The sequence below is a fragment of the Modestobacter sp. SYSU DS0904 genome (genome assembly GCF_054051115.1).
Window position 1 is genome coordinate 1 of sequence record NZ_JBJHAQ010000020.1, and the last position, 15,137, is coordinate 15,137.

Below are 15,137 nucleotides of genomic sequence, written 5' to 3' on the forward strand. Positions count from 1 at the left end.
GTTAGGCTCACCCCCCCCCCCCCGACGCCGCCCTCCCCGCCCCCCAGAACACAAAAGTGTCGGCCGCGGGGGGGGGGGGGGGGCGGGGGGGGCCCCCCCCCCCCCCCCAACGCACCGGCCATTCGCAACGCACCGGAGCGGGTCGGGCACCGCCTTGACCCCGTGGTGCCCGGCCTCCCTCCGATCGCGAGCGACGTCAGAGTCCGCGCATCCGGGCAGCGCGCCGCTCGCTCACCCGCGCACCCCGCCGCTCCGTCACCCGCCCTCCCTGCCGCTCCGTCACCCGCCCACCCCGCCGGGCTGCAGCTCGATGACGGTGACCTCCGGCCGGGCGCCCACCCGCATCGGCGGCCCCCAGTAGCCGGCGCCGGCGGTGACGTAGAGCTGGGTGTCCCCCTGCCGCGACAGGCCCTCCACCGCCGGCTGGTCCAGCAGCACGGCGTAGTCGAAGGGCCACAGCTGGCCGCCGTGGGTGTGCCCGGACAGCTGGAGGTCCACCCCGGCCGCCCGGGCCTGCTCGACCTGCACCGGCTGGTGGGCCAGCAGCACGACCGGGCGGTCGTCGTCCCGGCCGTCCAGCGCCGCGTCCAGGTCCGCCCCGTGGCCGGGCACCCCGGAGGCGGCCGCGGTGCGGTCGTCGATCCCGGCGAGGTCCAGCGCCGCGCCGCCGCGGCGCAGCTCCACCCGCTCGTTGCGCAGCACCTCCACGCCCAGGGTGGGCAGGTGGCGCAGCCAGGCGGTGGTGTCGACGAAGTACTCGTGGTTGCCGGTGACGAAGAAGACGCCCTGGTCGCTGACCAGGTCGGCCAGCGGGGCGACGTCCTCGCGCAGCTCGGTGACCTCGCCGTCGACCAGGTCCCCGACGATCGCCACGACGTCGGGCCGCTGGGCGTTGACCGTCTCGACCACCCGCTCGAACCGGCGTCCGCCGTAGGTCGAGGACAGGTGCCCGTCGGAGAAGGTGACGATCCGCAGCCCGGCCAGCGCCGGGTCCAGCCCCGGGATCCGGACGGGCACCCGCCGGACGACGGGTGCGGAGTTCGCCACCACCACCCCGGTGCCCGCCGTGCCCAGCGCGACCGCGCCGGCCCCGACGGCCAGCGTGCGGGCCAGGAACAGCCGTCGGCTCACCGGGTCCGGCGCGCCGACCGGCACCGGCTCCTCGGCGGCCACCGGCGCATCGGCCACCGGGGCCGTGACCTCCGCCGGCTGGTCGGTGGCCTGATCCCGCAGCCGGTCCCGCCGGCGGCCCAGCAGCCGGGCTGCCAGCCGGATCGGCTCGGTCGCCAGCACCGCCAGGAAGCCGTAGAAGGCCAGGCCCAGCCAGGTGTAGCCGACCCAGTCCAGCGGGGTGGCCACCGCCTGCGGCAACGGCGAGCGGCGCAGCAGCACCGCCGCGAGCGGCAGCACCGCCAGCACGACCGTGAGCAGGGTCAGCCACCGACGCACCCGGCCCGGGCGCGTCGTGCCCCGCACCAGCCGCACCCACAGGTAGCCGTGCAGCAGCACCACGGCCAGCAGGACGACCGACACGAAGCCCAGGACCGAGATCAGGGACAGCGGAGGGCTCCTCGCCGGGGACCGGCCGCGGCCGGGGAGTTCACCGGGTGGCGCTCTTGAGCACCGGACGCAGCGCCGGCCAGCGGAGCCAGAACTCCCGCTCGGCCTGGTCCGAACGGGCCTGCTCCAGCCCGTGCAGCCGTCCCCAGGTCCAGGCGTTCTCCCCCGCAGCGGCCGCCTGCAGCCCCAGCTGGTGGCACAGCGGCCGGGTGACGAAGGTGTCCTGCCGGTCGCCGAGCACCGTCTGCACGCCCTTGAGCACGCTCACCAGGTCCGCCACCGGGCGCCCGAGCACCGGCACGGCCGCGTCGGCGGTGTAGCGCAGCCGCTTGGCGGCCTTGCGGACGTCGTGCAGCGCCTCGTCGTCGTCGGAGTCCTGCGCCGCCTCCACGGTCCGCCGCAGCCGGCGGGCGGTGCGGGCCAGCACCTCGCGCAGCACCTCGTCGGCGGGCCGGGCGGCGTCCTCGGTCAGCGGCGGCTCGGCGACCAGGGCCGCGAGGTCGTCCCGCAGCTGCAGGTAGGCCGGGCTGCGCAGCACCTTGCGGGCGCCCGCGTCGCCGGCCTGCTCGTCCTTGATCGCCGCCTGCTGCAGCCGGGCGGACACCGGGCCGATCACCAGCTCCTCCGGCTGCTCGTCGACCAGCGCCCGCAGGTGGGCCAGGGCCACCTCGGCGTCCCGGGCCGGGGAGAGTGCCGAGCCGACCTCGGCCAGCTCCTGGCGCAGCGGGTCCGTCTGGGTCCGGTCGAGCACCGGGCGGAAGGCCGCCAGCGTGCTGCGCAGCCGCCGGCAGGCCACCCGCACCTGGTGGACGCCGTCGGGCTGCCCGGTGCGCACCATCAGGTCGGCGTCCTGCAGCGCCTGCACCTGCAGGTCCAGCGAGGCCCGGACCACCTCGCCGGCCGGCGCGGAGGAGGTCTGACCGATCTCCTTCGCCTTCTTCGCCTTCTTGCCCTTCTTCTGCTTCTTCCCGGTGGCCGGCTCGGCGGCGGGCAGCGCGGGCGAGGGCCCGGTCAGCGCCGTCAGCCGGTCGCCCAGCACCCGGTGGAGCTTCGCCGGGGACGTCGCCGGGCGGGCGCCGGCGGCGATCAGCGCCTCGGCGACCTCGGCGAGCACCGACTCGTCGCCGTCGACCAGCTCGACCTCGACCTCGCGCCAGGTGGTGACGACCGCGGCCGCGCCGGGCTCGGCCGGCAGCGCGGTGCCGGTCACGTGGTCGTCGGCGACCTCGGCGAGCACCCGGCCCTCGGCGTCCTGCAGGGCGGTGACCACCCGGCGGGTGCGCAGCACCGCGACCTGGCCGACCGGGGCGCGGCGGACGATGCCCAGCACCGGCTCGAGCACGGCCTTCGGCGGGGTCTTCGCCGCACGGCCGAGCGGGGAGTGCAGTTCGCGGCGGGCGCCGGCCACGGCGGGCAGCTTGACGTGCCAGCCGGCGTCGGTGCCACCGGTGCGACGGCGCAGCGTCACCCGGCTGCGGGCCAGCCGCAGGTCCGCCGTGTCGTGGTAGGCGGCCTCGAGGTCGTGCTCGACCGGATCGGCGACCGCGGCGATCCCGGGGACGCCGCCCAGGTCGGGCAGGACGAACGTCTCCGCGACGTCGAACTTGCGCTCGATCTCCAGGTGCTCGACAGCCACGCTCCGCCTCTCCGCCCCGGCAGCCGTCCTCGTCCCGGACGGCGCCATGAGCCCCCCGTCCTACCGCACCGAGGTGAACTGCGCACCCGGCGCTGATCACCGTGGCCCGCGCTGGGCACCATGGACGCCGTGTCCCGACGACCCCCGACCCGCCGCCGCTGGGCTCCCACCGTGTTCGCCGTCCCCTGGGCCGCGGCGGCCGTGCTCCGGCTGACCGGCAGCGAACGGGGCTTCCCCCTGGTGCCGGCGCTGGCCTTCACGCCCTACGCGGCCGCCACCAGCGCGCTGCCGCTGACCGCGGCGCTGGCGGCCCGTTCGCGCGGTGCCGCGGTGGTGGCGGCCGCCTCGGCCGCGGTGCTGACGGCCGCGGTGCTCCGGCGGACGGCGCCCACCGGCCCCGCGGTGCGACCGCAGGGGCCGCCGCTGCGGGTCGTCTCGGCGAACATGCTGCACGGGCGCGCCGACCCGGCCGCCCTGGTCGCCCTCGCGGCCGACCGGGACGCCGACGTGCTGGCGCTGATGGAGGTCACCGCCGAGGCGGTGACCGGACTGCTCGCGGCCGGGGTGGCCGACCTGCTGCCGACGGGCCACGTGGTGCCCGCCGGGGAGGGTCAGCCCCCCGGCGCCGGTGGGGCGATCTGGACCCGGCTGGAGGTCCGGGCGCGCACCGTGGCTCCCGGGCGCTTCGGGCAGCCCACGGCCCTGCTGGCCGTGCCGGGTGCTCCCGACGTCGAGCTGACCGCGGTGCACACGGATCCGCCGGCCAGCTCTCCCGCGCAGGTCGCCAGCTGGCTGGCGGACCTGCGGCTGCTGCCCGACCCGACGTCGGAGGTGCTCCGGGTGCTGGCCGGTGACTTCAACGCGACACCGGACCACGCCGCCTTCCGCCGGCTGCTGCGCCGGGGCTGGGTGGACGCCGCGGCGGCGACCGGCCAGGCCTGGCGGGCCACCTGGTGGCCGATGCGGCTCCCGCACCCGCGGCTCACCCTGGACCACGTCCTGGTCGATCCGCGGATCGCGGTGGAGGCCCTGCGCGTGGTGCACGTGCCCGGGACCGACCACCGGGCACTCGTCGCCGACCTGCGGCTCCCCGCGGCCGGCTGACCGGCGGCGGTCCGGGGGCAGGGCCCCGGGCGGCGGGTCCGCGCCACCGCCGCCCGGGCGGGGACCTCATGCCCGCGGATCGCTCGCCTGCACCCGGGTTGTGTGACATCTGGGTTAACTCGTGGTGCTCCCCGCGCGGGAGGACGCTCCGGAGGGGGCCGCACACGGGCGAGACACCCGCGGCGGGCGGCTCAGCCGATCCGGACGTCCTCCTGGCCGGCCACCGAGACGACGTCCCCGGTGTGCAACTGCCGTCCCCGCCGCTCCTCGAGCTCACCGTTGACCCGGACGTCCCCGCTGGTCAGCACGTCCTTGACCTGGGCGCCCGAAGGGACGGCGTCGACCAGCTTCAGCAGCTGGCCCAGCCGGATGGACTCCTCGCCGGAGCGGAGTTCGATGGTGCGCACGCCCTCGATCCTCCCCCGCGCAATGCCGGCCGGTCAGGCCGGGCGCACCCCGGAGGAGCCGGAGGGGTCACGCGGGGGCCCAGCGCAGCGTCCAGGTGCCCGACCACGCCCCGCCCGGGGGCAGCACGACCAGGTCGACGCCGTCGGCGAGCGCGTTGGGCGGGCAGGTCATCGGCTCCACCGCCAGGCTCCGGCGGCGCTGGCCAGGCGGCAGCGTGTCGCCGGAGAAGACCTGCAGCCAGGGCCACGCGCCGTCGACGGCGAGCTCGACCGCGCCGGCCGGCCCGCGCAGCGACACCCGGGCCCAGCCGTCGTCGTCCCGGACCAGGTCGGTCACCGGGTCGTCGAGCTGCCGGTCGCCGATCCGGCCGACGTCGCCGTCGAACGGTCGCCGGGCACCGGTGGGCAACCCGCCGTCGACCTCCAGCGCGGTGCGCGCCGGCACCGACAGCTCGGCGTCGGCCAGGCCGCCCTCCTCGACGGCGCCGACGTGCAGGTAGGGGTGCATGCCCACGCCGAGGGGTGCGTCGTCGTCGCCGGCGTTGCGCACCCGGACCACCACGGTGAGCCCGTCCGCGGTCAGCCGGTAGTCGATCGCGACCGCGAGCCGGAACGGGTACCCGGGGCGCGGCTCCAGCAGGGTGCCGACGGTCACGGCGTCGGCGTCGTGCCCGAGCACCGTCCACGGCTGGGCGGTGACCAGCCCGTGCACCGCGTTGGGCGAGGCGCCGCTGACCACGTCGAGCTGGAGATCCCGGCCGCGCCAGGACCACTGCCCGTCCCGCAGCCGGTTCGGCCACGGCACCAGCACGCCACCCCGCCGGCCGGCCGGGACGGTGCCGGCCGGGTAGCCGTCGAGCACCTCCCAGTCGCCGACGGCGAGCCGCCGGGGCCCACCTCCGCGCAGGTCGACGACGAGCGCGGCCGCACCGGCGGCGATGGCGACCTCGCGGGGCTCGGTGGCCGGCCAGGGCAGGGCGTCGGCGGGAGCGGCGGTGTGCTGGGTCATCCGGTCCTCCTCGTGGGCGGTCGCCGCACAGCTCACCACAGCGCACGGGCCACCCGGGTGGCTGTTCCACGTGGAACTGGTGACAGACGTCAGTGGCCTCCGGGGCCCTCCGGACACCACACTGGAACGGCACCGACCCCTGAGGAGCGACCGATGCCCGAGCCCCACCTCCGTGCCGCCGACACCGACCGGGCCGCGGTCGCCGAGACGCTGGGCCGGAACCTGTCCGCGGGCCGGCTGACCGTCGAGGAGTACGACGAGCGGTTGGCCCAGGCCTGGGCCGCGAAGACCTACGGCGACCTGGCCCCGCTCACCGCCGACCTGCCCGACGAGCCCGCCGGCACCGAGCCGGTCGCCCCGGCGGCCGGGCCGGCCGGCACCGGTGGGCCGGCCTCGGCGCACGCCGGCGGCGCCTTCCCGTGGGTGGGCACCTGGGGACCGTTCGGCGGCGCGCAGGCCTGGGCCGGCGGCTCGTCGCTGCGCGCCGCGTGGAGCAGCTGGGCGGCCACCGCGCTCATCGTGCTCACCGTCTGGGCGATGAGCTCCTGGGGCTCCGGTGAGCTCCTCTACTTCTGGCCGGTCTGGGTGATCGGCCCGTGGGGCCTGGTGCTCGCCTTCCAGACGATCAGCGCCGGGCGGGGCTCGGAGCCCGACGGGCAGCACCGGCTCCCGCACGGCCACCGCGACTGAACCCGGGCGTGTCCCGGGTCAGCCGGTCTCCGGGCGGGTAGCGGGCGGGTCCGAGCCCAGCAGAGGCCCAGCCCCCGGAGGACTTCGTGCACACCATGACCGACCGCTTCGCCGACGCGCTGCACCGCCTGGACGCCGAGCGCGACCCCGGCCCGCTCGTCGAGCTCGCCGGTGACGACACCCAGCTGGTCAAGCTCGACGAGCACCACGAGACCCGGGGCCGGGAGGGCGCGCAGACGTTCTGGACCGACTACCGCGACGTCTTCGGCGACATCGAGACGACGTTCACGCACACCGTGGTCGGCGAGTCGAGCGCGGCGCTGGAGTGGACCTCCACCGGCACCCTGCGCGACGGGAAGCCGTTCACCTACCGCGGGGTGACCGTGATCGAGGGCGACGAGGACCAGCTGTCCGGCGTGCGCACGTACTACGACTCGGCCGCGTTCCTCCAGGGGCGCAGCGGCGCCGCCTGACCCGATCCGGAGGGAGGCGGTTCGCGATGCGGACCGCGTGTGCCGCGGCGGCGGTGACGACCACGGCCCTGCTGGCGGCGTGCGGCGACCCGGCGGCCGGGGGCCCGTCCGCCGGCCGGCAACTGACCGCCGGCGAGGTGGTGGTGCTCGTGTCCGCGCCGCAGGAGGTCGGGATGGACGCACTGGGCGGCGGAACGGTCGAGGTGGTCGGGACCTGCCTCGGCGCGAGCGGCACGGTGGTGATCTGGCCGCACGGCACCGAGGTGGTGCAGGAGGACCCGCTGGTCATCGGCGTCCCCGAGATCGGCCGGGTGGCGCTCGGGGACGTGGTGGAGCTGAGCGGCGGCTTCGTCTTCGAGCCCTCGTCCGGCCCGGCGGACGCCGACCTGGACCCGCCGGTGCCGCCGGAGTGCACCGGCCACCCGGTCTTCCTCGCGCACTGACCACCCGCCGAGGAGCCGCCCCGGAACGCCGAAGGCCCCCTCCCGGACGGGGAGGGGGCCTTCGGCTGGGTGGGTGGGCAAGGGGGGAGTTGAACCCCCACGTCCTTTCGGACACACGGACCTGAACCGTGCGCGTCTGCCATTCCGCCACTTGCCCTGGCGAGGAAGAACACTAGCAGCCCGCCGGAGGCGCCCGACGCCACCCCCTGGGGGACCGTTCGGTGCCGGTCCCCCGGCGCGGCGGCCACCCCGCCGGGGGAACGCTGGTAGACAGGGCTCCTGCACTCCGGGCAGACGAGATCGTCCGGAGCGTCTGCGGCGTGCGACCGGACCGGGCGGCTCCCCCCGGTTACGATCGGCGTCCAGGGCAGCGGGAGGTCGGCGGAGGGGCGGAGGAGCGACTGTGGGTGTGCTGCAGCGCTTCGAGCGGCGTCTCGAGGGCATGGTCGGGCTCGCCTTCGCCCGGGTCTTCAAGGGCAAGGTGCACCCCGCCGAGATCGCCCACGCCCTGCAGCGCGAGGCCGACGAGCAGCGCTCGGTGATGGGCGGTGGCCGCGTCCTCGCGCCGAACGTCTTCACCGTGACCCTCGGCCCCTCCGACCACGACAACCTCGCCGAGTGGTCCGAGCAGCTGGCGGCCGAGCTGGCCGACATGGTCGCCGAGCACGTGGAGTCCGAGGGCTACCAGACCTTCGGTGACATCGAGGTCCACCTGGAGCGCGACGAGGAGCTGCGCACCGGCGTCTTCGAGGTCTCCTCGCACGTGGGTGACGGCGGCACGCCGAACCGCGCCCAGCCCGCGGCGGCGGCACCCCCCGGCCTGCCACCGCTCCCCCCGCTGGCCGGGCTCCACGGCGCCAGCGCCACCGACACCGGCACCCCGGACGCGGGCGCGGTCGGACGCGCGGGCCAGCGCACCTCCCACCTGCTCGTCGTCGACGGCCCGGGCACCAAGCACGTCCTCGAGCAGGGCAGCAACGTGCTCGGCCGCGGCACCGACGCCGACGTCCGGTTGCCCGACACCGGGGTGAGCCGCAAGCACGCCGACGTCCAGCTGACCGGCAGCCGGGTCGCCGTCGAGGACCTGGGCTCCACGAACGGCACGCTGGTCAACGGCCGCCGGGTGAGCCGGCAGGAGCTCGCCGACGGCGACGTGATCCGGATCGGCCACTCGGTGCTGGTCTACCGGCAGGACGGCGCGTGAGCGCGGTCCCGGGGGGTCACGGTGCCCGCTGAGATCGTGCTGCAGGCCTTCCGCTTCGGGTTCCTGCTGCTGCTCTGGCTGTTCATCTTCGCCGCGTTCCGGGTGGTCCGCGCCGACCTGTTCGGTGGCCGCGCGGGCCGGGTCGCGTCGGTGCCCCCGCGCGCGAAGGCCGGCCGCAAGCGCTCCCGCGGCCCCCGCCACCTGGTGGTCACCGCGGGTCCGCTGTCCGGCACCCGGATCACCCTCGGCGACCAGGCCATCCTGATCGGCCGGGCCGACGACTCCACCCTCGTGCTGACCGACGACTTCGCGTCCTCCCGGCACGCCCGGCTGACCAACCGCGGCGGCCAGTGGTACGTCGAGGACCTCGGGTCGACCAACGGCACCTACCTCGACCAGCAGCGGGTGCAGGGGCCGCTGCTGGTGTCCCCCGGCCAGCCGATCAGGATCGGGCAGACCGTGCTGGAGCTCCGTTCATGAGCCTCGTCCTGCGCTACGCCGCGCGTTCCGACCGCGGACTCATCCGCGGCACCAACCAGGACTCGGTCTACGCCGGGCCCCGGTTGCTCGCCGTCGCCGACGGCATGGGCGGCCACGCCGCCGGTGACGTCGCCAGCAAGGTGGTGATCGCCGCGCTGGAACACCTCGACGACGACGCCCCCTCCGGCGACATGCTGCAGGCGCTGCGGTCGGCGGTGTTCGACGGCAGCGAGCACCTGCGCGAGGTGATCCGGGAGTCCCCCCAGCTGGAGGGCATGGGCACCACGCTCACCGCGATCCTGTTCGCCGGTTCCCGGGTGGCGCTGTGCCACGTCGGCGACTCCCGCGCGTACCTGCTGCGCGACGGTCAGCTGCACCAGATCACCCACGACGACACGTTCGTGCAGACGCTCATCGACGAGGGCCGGATCACCGAGGAGGAGGCGAACAGCCACCCGCAGCGCTCGCTGCTGATCCGCGCCCTCAACGGCCAGGACGTCGAGCCCGACCTGTCGATCCGGGACACCCGCGCCGGCGACCGCTACCTGCTCTGCTCCGACGGCCTCTCCGGCGTGGTCAGCCAGGAGACGCTGGCCCAGGCGCTGACCGACCCCGACCCGCAGACGACCGCCGACCGGCTGATCGAGCTGGCGCTGCGCAGCGGCGGACCGGACAACATCACCTGCATCGTCGCCGACGTCATCGAGGACGACGGCCGCGGTGCGCTGATCGAGCCGGTGGTCGACGGCGCCGCCGGTGACCACGCCGGTCAGCGTGCGGTCGACCCGCGCTCGGCGGCGGGCCGGGCCGCCCTGGCACACAACGCGACCGGTCCACCGGCCGCCGGCGCCACCGCCGGCCCGTCCCCCGGCCGGTCCCGCCGCCCGCTGCGCACCGCGCTGATCGGCGGGACGGCGGTGGTGCTGCTGGGCGCGGCCGCGATCGGCGGCTGGCTGTTCGTGATGAGCAACTGGTTCATCGGCGTCGCCTCGGCGGACGACGGGGGCGAGGTCGCCGTCTTCCGCGGCGTGGACGCCTCGATCGTCGGGCTCGACCTCTACCGGCTCGACCACACCACCGGGCTGACCACCAGTGACCTGACCCAGGCCGCCCGCAGCCGGGTGTCCGACGGGATCCCCGCAGCCGACCGGGACGACGCCGAGCGGATCCTCGCCAACCTGCGCGGACAGCGCCTGCCGCCCTGCCGGGCCACGTCGAGCACCGCGGCCCCCACCGCCGAGCCCGAGCCCACCGAGCCCGCGCCCACCGATCCCGCCGCCAACGCGCCCACCACCACCGCGCCCACCACCACCGCGCCCACCGAGCTGCCCTCCCCGGCCACCACCTCTGCCACCGCCACGGCGAGCCCGACCGGCACGGCCGTGCGGCCCTCCAGCTCGGGTGAGCCGGGGGTGGACTGCCGGGAGGTCGACTGATGACCGGCCCCGGCACCGACCCCCGCGCGCTCCCCACCGGCGGCGCGCCCGTCCCGACCCGGCGGAACACCGAGCTGGCACTGCTCGGCTTCGCGGTGCTGATCACGATCGCCGCCCAGTGCATCGTCGACCTGACCGTCACCGGGGCGCTCAGCCCCGAGCTGGCCACCTTCGGCACCTGGTTCACCGCGCTCTGGGTGGTCGCCCACGTCGTCGTCCGGCGCTTCGCCCCCTACGCCGACCCGCTGCTGCTGCCCTGCGCCGCGGTGCTGACCGGGCTGGGGCTGGCGATGATCCACCGGCTGGACATCGCCGACGAGCAGATCGGCGCCACCGCCACCCGCGAGGACGCCCCGGTCCAGCTGCTGTGGGCCACCGTCGGGCTGGTGCTGTTCGCCGCCGTCCTGGTCGTCGTGCGTGACCACCGGGTGCTCGCCCGGTTCGCCTACACCCTGGCGCTGGTCGGCCTGGTGCTGATCGCCATCCCCGCGGTGCTGCCCGACTCGATCTCCGAGGTGAACGGCGCCAAGCTGTGGATCCGGGTGGCCGGGTTCTCCATCCAGCCCGGTGAGTTCGCCAAGATCTGCCTGGTCGTCTTCTTCGCCGCCTACCTGGTCGACAAGCGCGACGTGCTCGCGCTGGCCAGCCGGAAGGTGGCCGGCCTGGAGCTGCCGCGCGGCCGGGACCTCGGCCCGGTGCTGCTGGCCTGGGCCGCGTCGATCCTGGTGCTGGTCTTCGCGCGCGACCTGGGCAGCTCGCTGCTGCTGTTCGGCATCTTCGTGGTCATGCTCTACGTCGCCACCGAGCGGGCGAGCTGGCTGGTCATCGGCCTGCTGCTGTTCGCCGGCGGCGCGTTCATCGCCTACCAGCTGTTCGGCCACGTGCGCGTGCGCGTGAACACCTGGCTGGACCCCTTCGGCAACATCGACGAGGGCGGCTACCAGGTCGTGCAGTCCCTCTTCGGGCTCGGCACCGGCGGCATGTTCGGCGCGGGCCTCGGCGGCGGGCGCCCGGACCAGGTGCCGGTGGCCAAGAGCGACTTCATCGCCGCGGCCATCGGCGAGGAGCTCGGCCTGTTCGGCCTGGTCGCGGTGATCGTGCTCTACCTCGTGCTGGTGGAGCGCGGCCTGCGCACCTCGCTCATCGTGCGCGACGGGTTCGGCAAGCTGCTCGCGGCCGGGCTCTCCTTCGCCGTCGCCTGGCAGGTGTTCGTCGTCCTCGGCGGCGTGACCGGGCTGCTGCCGCTCACCGGCATCACCACCCCGTTCCTGGCCTACGGCGGCTCCTCGCTGGTGGCCAACTTCGGCCTGGTCGCGCTGCTGGCGCGGATCAGCGACGCCGCGCGCCGCCCCGCCAGCCCGCCGCCGGCCACCCCGCAGAAGTTGACCGACGCCCCCACCGAGGTCGTGCGCCCGTGAACGCACCGCTGCGCAAGGTGGCCATCAGCGTGCTGGTGCTGTTCACCCTGCTGATCGTCAACGTCAACGTCATCCAGGTGATCCGTGCCGACTCCCTGCGGGGGAACGAGCGCAACACCCGCACCCTGGTCCAGGAGTACGACCAGGAGCGCGGTTCGATCGTCGTCGCCGGCAACGAGGTCGCGACCTCGGTGCCCAGCGAGGGCAGCCGGTTGGGCTACCTGCGGCAGTACCCGCAGGGCCCGCTGTACGCACCGGTCACCGGCTACTACTCGCTCATCTTCGGCCGCACCGGCATCGAGGACGCGGCGAACGGCGTCCTCGCCGGCACCGACTCGAGCCTGGCCTTCCGCCGGCTCGCCGACATCTTCACCGGCCGTGACCCGTCCGGCGGCAACGTGGAGCTGACCATCGACCCGGCCGTGCAGCAGGCGGCGATGGAGGGGCTGGCGGACCTCGGCGACCTCGCCGGCGCCGTGGTCGCCCTCGACCCCTCGACCGGCGCCGTCCTGGGGCTGGCCAGCACCCCGACCTTCGACCCGAACCTGCTGTCCTCGCACGACCCGGCCGCGATCCGCGAGTACCGGGAGTCGCTGACCGACGACCAGGTGACCAACTTCGCGATCGACGAGCGCTACCAGGCCGGGTCGATCTTCAAGGTGATCGTCTCCGCCGCCGCGCTGAGCACCGGTGACTTCACGCCCGAGACGGTGATCCCGGCCCCGCAGGACTACACGCTGCCCGGTACGGCGCAGCCGCTGCGGAACTTCGGCGACTCCGCCTGCAGCCCCAGCGGCGAACAGTCGCTGATCGACGCGCTCACCATCTCGTGCAACACCGCCTTCGCCCAGCTCGGCATCGACCTCGGCGAGGACGCCATCCGCGACATGGCCGAGGCGTTCGGCATCGACGGCGAGAGCTTCGAGATCCCGCTGGAGGTCGAGGGCAGCACGATCGGCGACATCATCGACGACGCCGCCCTGGGCCAGACCTCCATCGGTCAGCGCGACGTACAGCTCACCCCGATGCAGGCGGCGATGATCGCCGCGGCGGTCGCCAACGACGGTGTGCTGATGGAGCCCTACCTGGTCGAGTCCGTGCAGGCCCCCGACCTCACCGTCATCGACCAGACCGAGCCGGAGGTGCGCTCCGAGCCGATCTCCGAGGAGGTCGCCGAACAGCTCACCGAGATGATGACCAGCGTCGTCGACAACGGTTCGGGCCGGCGGGCGCGGATCAGCGGGGTCGAGGTCGCCGGCAAGACCGGCACGGCGGAGACCGGTGCCGAGACCGACGACCACAACTGGTTCATCGGCTTCGCCCCCGCCGACGACCCGCAGATCGCCGTCGCCGTGTTCGCCCGCAACAGCGGCGGCACCGGCGGGGACACCTCGGCGCCCATCGCCCGTCAGGTCATCGAGGCCCGGCTGGGGGCCGGCGGCTGATGGCCGTCCGCGTGGGCACGGTGCTGGCCGGCCGCTACGAGGTGACCGCTCCCATCGCCACCGGTGGCATGGGCGAGGTGTGGCAGGCCCGCGACCGGACGCTGGGCCGCACCGTCGCGGTCAAGATCCTCAAGAGCGAGTACACCGGCGACTCCAGCTTCCTCATCCGGTTCCGGAACGAGGCCCGGCACACCGCCGCCCTCTCGCACTCCAACATCGCCTCCGTCTACGACTACGGGGAGACCACCGAGGACGGCCAGCGCCTGGCGTACCTGGTGATGGAGTTCGTCGAGGGCAAGCCGCTGGTGACCATCCTGGCCGAGCGCGGCCGGCTCACCCCCCAGCAGACCCTCGACGTCCTCGGCCAGGCCGGCGAGGGGCTCTCCGCCGCCCACGCCGCCGGGATGGTGCACCGCGACATCAAGCCGGGGAACCTGCTGGTGCGCCCGGACGGCATGGTCAAGCTGACCGACTTCGGCATCGCCTACGCCCGGGACGCCGCCCCGCTGACCCGCACCGGCATGGTCGTGGGCACCGCGCAGTACCTCTCCCCGGAGCAGGCGCAGGGGCACGTGGTGACCGCCGCCTCCGACGTCTACTCCCTCGGCGTGCTGGGCTACGAGTGCATCGCCGGGGTGCGGCCCTTCGACGGGGAGTCCCAGGTCGCCATCGCGCTGGCCCACGTCAGCCAGGCGCCGCCGCCGCTCCCCGCGGAGGTCCCGGCGCCGCTGCGGGCGCTGATCGAGCGGGCGCTGTCCAAGGACCCCGAGGCGAGGTTCCCCGACGGCGGCGCGTTCGCCGCGGCCGCCCGGCAGGTGGCCGCCGGTGGCGCCCTGCCGGCGACCCAGGCCGGTCTCACCGCCGTCGACGACCAGAGCGCCACGACCGTGTTCCCGATGACCGGTGTCCGGCCCGCGGGCGGACCCCGGACCGCGCCGCGGACGATGCCGCCGCTGCACGGCCCCGCGGTCGACGACGACGGCTACGGCGAGGGCGACGACTGGGCGGCCGCGCCGCCCGACCGGACCGACGACCGCCGGCGCCGGGTGCTCTGGGCGCTGGCCGGTCTGCTGCTGCTCGCCCTGGTCGCCGTGGGCGCCGTCGCACTGTGGCCGGAGGGCGCCCAGGAGCGGGTGGCGGACACCCCGCCGACGCCGTCCGTCAGCACCTCGGCGCCGGCCGCGGAGACGACCGACGCCCCGGCCGGCATCAGCTTCGACGGCAACCAGTACGTCGGGGAGAACGTCGAGGACGTCCAGGCGGCGCTGGCGGAGCGGAACCTGCGCTCCACGGTCCGGGACGCGGACGACGAGCAGCTCCAGGGCGCCGGTGAACCGCTCGAGGCCGGCGACGTCGCCGCGCTCACGCCGTCCTCGGGCCCCCTCGAGCCGGACCAGTCGGTGACCCTCTTCGTGGCCCGCGCGGCCTACCCGCCCGCGGAGGAGACCCCCGACCCCGAGCCGACCGAGACCGGGCAGCAGACCCCCACGTCGACCCCGCCCTCCGCCAGCCCGACGCGCACGTCGGCCAGCACCACGCCGCCGGCCACGTCGGCCAGCCCGACGTCCACCACGCCGTCCACGCCGTCGTCGCCGCCCTCGACGTCGAGCCCTCCCCCGGTCGACGAGACCCCGTCCCCGGCCCCCGCCCCCGGGCCGGGGGCCGGGGATGCCGCGCCCCCGCCGGTGGTCGGGGTCGTCCGGGCGACCCCGTGAGCCCGTTGGGACACCCGTGACACGGCTGCCCCGCCTACCTCCGCGTCGCGCCGGCCACCGGCCGGTCAGCCATTACGCTCGCGACGGCGTGCGGGGACCGGGTCCGGCCGAACCGGC

Annotated in this window: 14 protein-coding genes and 1 tRNA gene; 10 read left to right on the top strand and 5 right to left on the bottom strand. The window is 75.5% G+C overall.

The genetic code is table 11. The annotated features are described in order from the left end of the window. Positions 1-279: 279 nt before the first annotated feature. Together ACI79U_RS13600 and ACI79U_RS13605 are read right to left on the bottom strand one after the other, a co-directional pair. Complete coding sequence (locus tag ACI79U_RS13600) at positions 280-1,533, bottom strand: metallophosphoesterase (protein ID WP_457068810.1); 1,254 nt, start codon at positions 1,531-1,533, stop codon at positions 280-282. Between the two features lie 67 nt (positions 1,534-1,600). Next, complete coding sequence (locus ACI79U_RS13605) at positions 1,601-3,196, bottom strand: CYTH and CHAD domain-containing protein (protein ID WP_457068812.1); 1,596 nt, start codon at positions 3,194-3,196, stop codon at positions 1,601-1,603. 129 nt (positions 3,197-3,325) lie between these two features. On the opposite strand from ACI79U_RS13605, the gene ACI79U_RS13610 reads away from it, so the two are divergent. Continuing rightward, positions 3,326-4,300: an endonuclease/exonuclease/phosphatase family protein gene (locus ACI79U_RS13610; protein WP_457068814.1), complete on the top strand. Its 975-nt coding sequence runs from the start codon at positions 3,326-3,328 to the stop codon at positions 4,298-4,300. 191 nt (positions 4,301-4,491) lie between these two features. On the opposite strand, the gene ACI79U_RS13615 is transcribed toward ACI79U_RS13610, so the two are convergent. Together ACI79U_RS13615 and ACI79U_RS13620 are read right to left on the bottom strand one after the other, a co-directional pair. Further along, on the bottom strand, positions 4,492-4,707 hold the full coding sequence (locus tag ACI79U_RS13615; protein ID WP_457068816.1) for an RNA-binding S4 domain-containing protein: 216 nt from the start codon (positions 4,705-4,707) through the stop codon (positions 4,492-4,494). Between the two features lie 67 nt (positions 4,708-4,774). Further along, positions 4,775-5,716, bottom strand: a complete 942-nt coding sequence (locus tag ACI79U_RS13620) for an aldose epimerase family protein (protein ID WP_457068818.1) — start codon at positions 5,714-5,716, stop codon at positions 4,775-4,777. Positions 5,717-5,869: 153 nt separating this feature from the next. Here ACI79U_RS13620 and ACI79U_RS13625 point away from each other — a divergent pair, with 153 nt between their 5' ends. The 3 genes from ACI79U_RS13625 (at position 5,870) to ACI79U_RS13635 (ending at position 7,322) form a co-directional block, all read left to right on the top strand. Beyond that, positions 5,870-6,406: a DUF1707 SHOCT-like domain-containing protein gene (locus tag ACI79U_RS13625; protein ID WP_457068820.1), complete on the top strand. Its 537-nt coding sequence runs from the start codon at positions 5,870-5,872 to the stop codon at positions 6,404-6,406. A gap of 95 nt (positions 6,407-6,501) precedes the next feature. Continuing rightward, on the top strand, positions 6,502-6,879 hold the full coding sequence (locus tag ACI79U_RS13630; RefSeq protein WP_457068822.1) for a nuclear transport factor 2 family protein: 378 nt from the start codon (positions 6,502-6,504) through the stop codon (positions 6,877-6,879). Between the two features lie 26 nt (positions 6,880-6,905). Next, the gene (locus ACI79U_RS13635) at positions 6,906-7,322 is read left to right on the top strand and encodes a hypothetical protein (protein WP_457068824.1); all 417 of its coding nucleotides are present in this window, start codon (positions 6,906-6,908) and stop codon (positions 7,320-7,322) included. Between the two features lie 74 nt (positions 7,323-7,396). On the opposite strand, the gene ACI79U_RS13640 is transcribed toward ACI79U_RS13635, so the two are convergent. Next, positions 7,397-7,479: transfer RNA gene (locus tag ACI79U_RS13640), tRNA-Leu, on the bottom strand. A 246-nt stretch (positions 7,480-7,725) separates the two neighbouring features. Here ACI79U_RS13640 and ACI79U_RS13645 point away from each other — a divergent pair. Genes ACI79U_RS13645 through ACI79U_RS13670 form a run of 6 tightly spaced genes read left to right on the top strand, consistent with a single transcriptional unit; the run spans position 7,726 to position 15,020 of the window. After that, positions 7,726-8,526, top strand: a complete 801-nt coding sequence (locus ACI79U_RS13645) for an FhaA domain-containing protein (RefSeq protein ID WP_457068826.1) — start codon at positions 7,726-7,728, stop codon at positions 8,524-8,526. Positions 8,527-8,547: 21 nt separating this feature from the next. Further along, positions 8,548-9,006, top strand: coding sequence for an FHA domain-containing protein (locus ACI79U_RS13650; RefSeq protein WP_457068828.1), 459 nt, complete (start codon positions 8,548-8,550; stop codon positions 9,004-9,006). Further along, a complete protein-coding gene (locus ACI79U_RS13655) occupies positions 9,003-10,442 on the top strand; it encodes a PP2C family protein-serine/threonine phosphatase (protein ID WP_457068830.1) in 1,440 nt (479 codons plus the stop codon). The genes ACI79U_RS13650 and ACI79U_RS13655 overlap by 4 nt, the downstream gene beginning before the upstream one ends. After that, a complete protein-coding gene (locus tag ACI79U_RS13660; protein ID WP_457068832.1) occupies positions 10,442-11,860 on the top strand; it encodes an FtsW/RodA/SpoVE family cell cycle protein in 1,419 nt (472 codons plus the stop codon). The genes ACI79U_RS13655 and ACI79U_RS13660 overlap by 1 nt, the downstream gene beginning before the upstream one ends. Further along, positions 11,857-13,305: a peptidoglycan D,D-transpeptidase FtsI family protein gene (locus tag ACI79U_RS13665; protein ID WP_457068834.1), complete on the top strand. Its 1,449-nt coding sequence runs from the start codon at positions 11,857-11,859 to the stop codon at positions 13,303-13,305. The genes ACI79U_RS13660 and ACI79U_RS13665 overlap by 4 nt, the downstream gene beginning before the upstream one ends. Continuing rightward, on the top strand, positions 13,305-15,020 hold the full coding sequence (locus ACI79U_RS13670) for a serine/threonine-protein kinase (protein ID WP_457068836.1): 1,716 nt from the start codon (positions 13,305-13,307) through the stop codon (positions 15,018-15,020). The genes ACI79U_RS13665 and ACI79U_RS13670 overlap by 1 nt, the downstream gene beginning before the upstream one ends. The last annotated feature ends 117 nt before the right edge of the window (positions 15,021-15,137 follow it).

Bases quoted from the DNA above. Each gene is read 5' to 3' on its own strand.
- ACI79U_RS13630 (WP_457068822.1), top strand. From the start codon at position 6,502: ATGACCGACCGCTTCGCCGACGCGCTGCACCGCCTGGACGCCGAGCGC.
- ACI79U_RS13620 (WP_457068818.1), bottom strand. From the start codon at position 5,716: ATGACCCAGCACACCGCCGCTCCCGCCGACGCCCTGCCCTGGCCGGCC.
- ACI79U_RS13660 (WP_457068832.1), top strand. From the start codon at position 10,442: ATGACCGGCCCCGGCACCGACCCCCGCGCGCTCCCCACCGGCGGCGCG.
- ACI79U_RS13625 (WP_457068820.1), top strand. From the start codon at position 5,870: ATGCCCGAGCCCCACCTCCGTGCCGCCGACACCGACCGGGCCGCGGTC.
- ACI79U_RS13635 (WP_457068824.1), top strand. From the start codon at position 6,906: ATGCGGACCGCGTGTGCCGCGGCGGCGGTGACGACCACGGCCCTGCTG.
- ACI79U_RS13655 (WP_457068830.1), top strand. From the start codon at position 9,003: ATGAGCCTCGTCCTGCGCTACGCCGCGCGTTCCGACCGCGGACTCATC.
- ACI79U_RS13670 (WP_457068836.1), top strand. From the start codon at position 13,305: ATGGCCGTCCGCGTGGGCACGGTGCTGGCCGGCCGCTACGAGGTGACC.